Origin of the sequence: uncultured Moraxella sp. (assembly GCF_945873075.1) — a bacterium.
Lineage (GTDB): Bacteria > Pseudomonadota > Gammaproteobacteria > Pseudomonadales > Moraxellaceae > Moraxella.
The window spans coordinates 1-7,444 of the sequence record NZ_CAMCBS010000045.1; the positions used below are offsets into that span (position 1 = coordinate 1).

Genomic DNA, 7,444 nt, shown 5'->3' on the forward strand with positions numbered 1-7,444 from the left:
ATTTGTGAAAAAGTTGGGGGATTTGGGGGAAAGTTTGTAGGTGGTTGATTTTGTTATATTTTTATTTATGAATAAAGCCAAGCGATTCACTTGGCTTTATTCTATTGCGCGTACTGATATATTGACGCTTGTTTTGGCGTTGTTATGAACAGCCTTTATGCAACGGTTACTTTGGCATACGCCTTTTTACCTGCTTGGATGACCACCGTTTGCCCTGCTGATAGCGCAAAGCTGGCATCGACCACTTCACCATCAACCTTGACCGCGCCACGAGACAGCATATCTTTGGCTTGTGCACTGTTTTTGGCTAGCGCCGCTTGGTTTAGCACTTGGGTGATAAATAGCTTGTCTTGCTCGCCAAGGCTAAGTGTCACTTCTGGCAAATCCACTGGCAACTCGCCATCGGCTAGGCGGTTGCCTGCAGATTTGTGGGCGTTTTCGGCAGCTTCACGACCATGGAAACGCTCAATCAGCTCAAGCGCTAGGATGCGTTTGATTTCTTGGGGATTGCGACCGTTTGCCATCTCATCAAGCAGCGCATTGACTTCATCCATCGGCTTAAAGCTCAGTAGCTCAAAGTAGCGTGGAATCAGCGCATCTGGCATCGATAGCACTTTTTGGAACATCACGCCGGCTGGGTCATCGATACCGATGTAGTTGCCCAGTGACTTACTCATCTTTTGGACACCATCCAAGCCTTCTAGAATCGGCATGGTGATACACACTTGGGCTTCTTGGCTGTAGCGACCTTGTAGCGTGCGACCCATCAAGATATTAAAGGTCTGGTCAGTACCGCCAAGCTCCACATCCGCCTGTAGCGCCACTGAGTCATAGCCTTGTACCAATGGGTACAAAAATTCATGAATCGCAATCGGTGTCTGCGATGCATAACGCTTACTAAAATCATCACGCTCAAGCATACGAGACACGGTCACTTGGCTTGCTAGTGCAATCATATCGCCTGCTGACATTTTGCCAAACCATTCTGAGTTAAAGACAATTTTGGTCTTGTCTTTATCCAAAATCTTGAACACCTGCTCGGCATAGGTCTTGGCATTGGCTTTGACCTGCTCTTCGGACAGTGGCGGACGGGTGTTGTTCTTGCCCGTTGGGTCGCCGATGCGCGCGGTATAATCCCCAATCAAAAATAGCACTTCGTGACCCAAATCCTGAAAATGGCGCAGTTTGTTCAGCACCACCGTATGACCAAAATGCAAATCTGGCGCTGTCGGGTCCATGCCAAGCTTGATACGCAGTGGGCGATTTTGTTTTAATTTTGCCAACAAATCTTCTTCAGAATAGATGGCATCGACGCCACGCTTAATCAGGGCTAATTGTTCTTCTGGACTCAAAAAATCGCTCATAATCTTACCTATTGATTTTGTACAAATAAAAACTGCCTTGATTATATCAAAATTGCACAAAAAGTCATCCATAGGATTGCTTTAACGCAAAAAATTCATATCGTTTGGGGTGAAAATTTGCTATGCTAGGTGGCGGATTTTTTGTGAATTTGGGCAAGATGATGACACAGACTGATGATTTTTTTGAGCAAATGACGCAGTTGTTTGATGATAGCGGTGCTAATTTATTGGATGAAGCGCCTTATTTTATTGGCATGATGAGTGGCACGAGCCTAGATGGGATGGATGCGGTGCTGTGTGAGTTTTTTGATGGCGGTGCGCCCGTAGTCATTGCTAGTCACAGCTTGCCTTTTGATGATGAGTTGCATGATGCCTTGCTTGCTTTGACCGCACCCAATGGCGTGGCGGATTATATTTCGGATAATCAGCTTGGCTTTGAAAGTGAGCTGGATGTCTATGGCTGGGCAAGTGTGTATTATGCCAATTTTGCCGCACAAGTGGTGCTCGAATTACTCGCCAAAGCTAATATTGATAGCGACAAAGTCAGCGCCATCGGCTGTCATGGGCAGACGGTGCGTCATCGTCCGCAGTGGTCGTTTAGCTTACAATTACTTGACCCTAATGTGCTTGCCGAACGCACTGGCATCGCTGTAGTGAGTGATTTTCGCCGTCGTGATATGGCGGTCGGCGGTCAAGGCGCACCGCTCGTGCCTGCGTTTCATCAGGCGATGTTTGGCATGGATGATGGTGTCAAAGCCGTGCTCAATCTCGGCGGTATCGCCAATATCACCGTGCTTGACCATGATGGCACAGGCACGCCGATGGGCTTTGATACTGGCGTTGCCAATCTACTTATGGATGCGTGGGTGGCTCGCCACACAGGGGCAAGCTATGATAAAGATGGCGAGATGGCACGCTCAGGCGTGGTGATTGAGCCACTATTATCGCTACTGCTTAGCCATCCGTTTTTTGACAAACACCCCCCAAAAAGCACCGGCCGTGAAGAGTTCCACTTAGCATGGCTTGATGAGATGCTTGGCAAGCTCAATCATGACCATCCAGCACTACGCTATAGCCCTGCTGATGTCCAAGCCACACTTGCTGAGCTCACCGCCGTCAGCGCCAGTCGTGATATCGCACGCTTTGTCAAAGCAGGCTCTCTCATCGTCTGTGGTGGCGGTGCGCTAAACACGCATCTGATGGCACGTCTGCAAGCACATCTGCCTGATTTGGATGTCATCAATAGTCAGCAGTATGGCGTGCACCCGACACTCGTCGAAGGCATGGCTTTTGCTTGGCTGGCTCGCCAAAACATCCTAGGTCGTGCAGGCAATGTCCCTGCCGTGACAGGTGCGGACAAGGCGGTGGTGCTTGGTCAAGTGTGTTTTTGATGGCGTAAGAAACACGCACTCGCACCCATTAAAAGAACATTCAGGCACTGAACCACACCCCAACAGCTAGACAGCTTTTGGGGTGTTTTTTTGATGTCATCAGTGTTCAAATTGACCATTTAGAGCAATGATTATGTGAATTAAGCATACTATAACTCACCACCGCTGATACCACTTCAGAAATTCACAAGCCCAAGCCTATCTTATCTTGGATAAATACCAACAAACCGATACAGCACTTTATCCCACGAACAAGCATTGTTACATGGTGATAATTTGATTAATTTTTAACCAAATCTGATAATCAATTTCAATAAAAATCCATCATTTTTGATAAGATTATTTGAAAAATGAATAGTGATAAAAATACCGCAAACATATATAAAATAAAGGATTGCAAGGGATTGGAAATTTTGTGAAATAGTGGTATTATCATTAGTGAAAAGTGTAATAAGTTAACAACTTCTCGGGAGATTTTATGGAATTTAGACAACTTGGCTACTTTATGCACCTAGCAACGACTGGCAGTGTCAGTCAATCTGCCAAGGTGCTTGGGCTGTCTCAGCCATCGCTGAGTCGTCAAATTCAGCAGCTTGAAGACACCCTGCAAGTTGAGCTGTTTGAGCGTCATCATCGTCCAATGACTTTGACGGATGCTGGTGAATTTTTGTATCGTCATGTCAAACAGCCCCTATTTGAGCTTGAGCAGGCGATGGCTTTGACACGCCGATTCGGCGATGGTCGCCAAAACCGCTTGGTCATCGGCTCGGTGGTCTCGGTGCTGTACGGGCTGCTACCTGAAGTGATCTCTCAGCTACGCCAAAATATCGGTGGCACACACCCTGATTTTGATATCAAAGTCATCGAAATGAGCTTTCAGCAACAGGTCGCTGCCCTAAAATCTGGCGAGATTGATGTGGGTTTTGGTCGCTTTGCCGCCCAAGACAATCTGATTCAGCAGACCTTTTTACGCCATGAACCATTTGTGCTGGCTGTACCAAAATGGCATCCGCTTGCCAAACAAGACGCTCAAGCGGTGAGCCTGTCGGCACTGGCAAATGACACGCTGATTTTGTACCACAAAACGCCAAATCCAACGGTGAATTTGGTTGAGACTGACCCACTGCTACAGCTGTTTGAGCAGACAGGCGCACAGCCAAAGCACAACATCCGTGTGCGTGATATTCAGGTGGCGCTGGCGATGGTTGCCGCTAGCGAAGGCTTTACCATCGTGCCTGAGAGTCTAAAAACTGTCCGCACTGAGCAGATTTGCTATCTGCCACTGGCGCATGATTTTACATCCCCGATGTATATCAATACGCTGGCACACAATCCGATACCACACATCGAAGCACTGCACCGTGCGATTTTGGATGTGTATGAGCGTCATGACATCCAAGCACCTGCACCATTGGCACTTGGCAAAAAAGATGGTGCATAATGCGTGATGGATATGTTATATTTTTGTAACTAAATATTGCTACAAACCACCAATACTATGTAAAGCTTGCATAACAATCGCCAAAAATATGCAAAAAACAGGATATTTTATGCATAAATTGCATAGTATTGGGCAATCTTGTCCAAGTTGGATAATTTTTGTACAAAATTCACTAAAGACAAACGCTAAAAATTGGAGTATAGTTAAGGTATAAAATCGTTCTGTGTAGTCAATTTGTAATCAGATAAGGAAAGATGATATGAGCCAAGTTTCAGCAGGTCGCCGTTTTCGTGACGCCATCGCCAGCGAAAAAGCCAACAACAAGCCACTTCAAATTGTCGGCACGATCAATGCCTATACTGCCATGATGGCAACCCAAGTCGGACACAAAGCCATCTACCTATCTGGTGGCGGTGTCGCCAACGCTTCTTTTGGTCTGCCTGATCTTGGTATGACCAGTCTCAATGATGTACTCACTGACGCCACTCGCATCACCAATGCGGTCGACACCCCCCTACTCGTGGACATTGACACTGGTTGGGGCGGCGCATTCAACATCGCCCAAACCATCAAACAAATGGAAAAAGCCGGCGTCGCTGCCGTGCATATCGAAGACCAAGTCGCCCAAAAACGCTGTGGTCACCGCCCAAACAAAGAAATCGTCTCTACCGCTGAGATGGTCGATCGCCTAAAAGCGGCTTTGGACGCCAAAGTCGATCCTGACTTTGTGGTGATGGCTCGCACTGACGCCCTATCTGTCGAAGGCCTAGATGCTGCTGTGGAGCGTGCTGTGGCTTTCCAAGAAGCAGGCGCTGATATGATCTTTGCTGAAGCATTGACCGACATCTCAATGTATCGCAAATTCACCGATGTGCTAGACATCCCTGTACTTGCCAATATGACTGAGTTTGGTCAAACGGATCTATACACCACCGATGAGCTATTTGAAGTGGGTGTGGACATGGTACTGTATCCGCTGTCGGCATTCCGTGCGATGAACAAAGCTGCACTCAATGTCTATCAAGTACTCAAAGACGAAGGCGTACAAACTTCTGTCGTCGATACCATGCAAACTCGCATGGAGCTGTATGATTTTCTCAATTATCACAGCTACGAACAAAAGCTTGACGCGCTATTTGCTAGCAAAAAATAATCGGTACGCCTGCCTGTGAACGATATTATCCAGCTGATTATCTTTGCCATTGCAGGTATTTTGCATGGCATCACAGGCATGGGCTTTCCGATGATAGGGACAAGCGCACTATCCTTTAGCCTACCCCTATCACAAGCTGTCGCCATCGTCGCCATACCTAACCTATTGATGAGCTTATTGGTGCTATGCTCAAACAACAAACAAGGCATCTGGCGTGAGCTGACAGACTATTTGCACCAGTACAAACTACTTGCCATCTCAAGCGTCATCGGTGGGATTATCGGTGTCAAGCTGCTACTGATTTTGCCTGTGGCGTATCTGTATCTGATGATGGCTGTGGTGACTTTGTATTATGCCACGCACGGGCTATTGACGCTCATAGGCAAAGCAAAGCCACTCACCGTCCCGACAGGCAAGCTTAGCATGAGTCTATTTGGGCTAGTCGCAGGGATGGTCGGTGGTGCAACCAATGCCATGTCGCCGATTTTGCTGATTTATCTATTTAGCAAAACCGACGACAAAAACACCATCGCCAAAGCCAGCAACCTATGCTATCTGCTTGGCAAAGTGGTACAAGTGGTGATGCTGTGGGGGCAATATGTGGCATTTGATCAGCGTCAATACACCTTACTTGGGCTATTGACCGTCATCTCGATGCTTGGACTGTTCGGCGGTATGTGGCTACGAGAATATATCAGCGGTACGGTGTTTAAGCTGATGATTTATTTGATATTATTGGTACTAGCTATCAAAATCGGACATACTGGTATCATAAAATTTGGACTGTAACCTAAATTGGAATTTAACCTAAGCAAGCTAAGACATTAGCAAGCAAATCGCCATTGATAAGGAGATATGACATGGCAGACACCGCCCCAACCACCCCAAAACCAAAAAAGAGTGTCGCACTATCTGGCGTACCTGCAGGTAATACTGCCCTATGTACAGTCGGACGCTCAGGCAACGATCTAAGCTATCGTGGCTATGACATCCTTGACCTTGCCAAGCATTGCGAATTTGAAGAAGTGGCGCACCTACTGATTCATGGTCATCTGCCAGACAAATTTGAACTGGCAGCCTACAAGAAAAAACTCAAAGCCTACCGCAACCTACCAATGCGTGTACGCCATGTCCTAGAGAACCTACCTGCCCACACGCACCCAATGGATGTGATGCGTACCGGCGTATCAGCACTCGGCTGTACCCTGCCTGAGCGTGAAAGTCAGCCAGCATCAGAAGCTCGTGACATCGCTGACCGCTTGATCGCCTGCTTAGGCTCAATCTTGCTGTACTGGTTCCAATACACCCAAAACGGCAAAACCATCGACCTAGAAAGTGATGAAGACAGCATCGGCGGTCACTTCTTGCACCTACTGCACGGCAAACGCCCGACCGAAGAGCAAATCCGTGCGATGCACATCTCGCTCATCCTATATGCTGAGCATGAGTTCAACGCATCGACCTTTACCGCGCGTGTCATCGCAGGCACAGGCTCGGATATCTACTCTGCCATCTCGGGTGCTATCGGCGCTCTAAAAGGTCCAAAACACGGCGGTGCTAACGAAGTCGCCTACGACATCCAAAAACGCTATCGCAGTGCTGACGAAGCCGAAGCAGACATCCGTGAGCGTATCGCTCGCAAAGAAATCGTGATTGGCTTTGGTCATCCTGTCTATACCGTGAGCGACCCACGCAATGTCGTCATCAAAGAAGTGGCTCGTGAGCTATCACAAGAAAGTGGCGATATGCTACTGTTTGATGTCGCTGAACGCTTAGAGACCTTGATGTGGAACGAGAAAAAAATGTTCCCGAACCTTGACTGGTTCTCAGCCGTATCGTACCAAAAATTGGGCGTACCGACGGCAATGTTCACCCCATTGTTTGTGATTGCTCGTACCACAGGCTGGTCAGCACACATCATTGAACAACGCCAAGACGGCAAAATCATCCGCCCATCAGCCAACTACACCGGCCCAGATGATTTGGCATTTGTACCGATGGATGAGCGTTAATCGCTGATTAACCTAACATCATAGACAAAAGCCACCTAAAGCCCAAGTGTTTTGGGTGGCTTTTTGGGTTTTATTTGATTAGC

General features: G+C 47.6%; 6 protein-coding genes. 5 read left to right on the top strand and 1 reads right to left on the bottom strand.

Annotated features, from left to right (window positions below; all coding sequences use genetic code 11):
* Nucleotides 1-155: 155 nt before the first annotated feature.
* Complete coding sequence (gene tyrS / locus Q0N89_RS09460; RefSeq protein ID WP_294035785.1) at nt 156-1,364, bottom strand: tyrosine--tRNA ligase; 1,209 nt, start codon at nt 1,362-1,364, stop codon at nt 156-158.
* 161 nt (nt 1,365-1,525) lie between these two features.
* Here tyrS and Q0N89_RS09465 point away from each other — a divergent pair, with 161 nt between their 5' ends.
* The 5 genes from Q0N89_RS09465 to prpC all read left to right on the top strand — a co-directional run bounded on the left by Q0N89_RS09465 (nt 1,526) and on the right by prpC (nt 7,361).
* Nucleotides 1,526-2,755 (top strand): anhydro-N-acetylmuramic acid kinase, encoded by a 1,230-nt coding sequence (locus Q0N89_RS09465; protein ID WP_294035787.1) that lies wholly within the window; start codon nt 1,526-1,528, stop codon nt 2,753-2,755.
* Between the two features lie 478 nt (nt 2,756-3,233).
* Nucleotides 3,234-4,196, top strand: a complete 963-nt coding sequence (locus tag Q0N89_RS09470) for a LysR family transcriptional regulator (protein ID WP_294035789.1) — start codon at nt 3,234-3,236, stop codon at nt 4,194-4,196.
* A 259-nt stretch (nt 4,197-4,455) separates the two neighbouring features.
* A complete protein-coding gene (gene prpB, locus Q0N89_RS09475; RefSeq protein ID WP_078253927.1) occupies nt 4,456-5,349 on the top strand; it encodes a methylisocitrate lyase in 894 nt (297 codons plus the stop codon).
* Between the two features lie 15 nt (nt 5,350-5,364).
* A complete protein-coding gene (locus tag Q0N89_RS09480) occupies nt 5,365-6,138 on the top strand; it encodes a sulfite exporter TauE/SafE family protein (protein WP_294035793.1) in 774 nt (257 codons plus the stop codon).
* Nucleotides 6,139-6,209: 71 nt separating this feature from the next.
* Nucleotides 6,210-7,361: a 2-methylcitrate synthase gene (prpC, locus tag Q0N89_RS09485; protein WP_294035796.1), complete on the top strand. Its 1,152-nt coding sequence runs from the start codon at nt 6,210-6,212 to the stop codon at nt 7,359-7,361.
* Nucleotides 7,362-7,444: the final 83 nt, after the last annotated feature.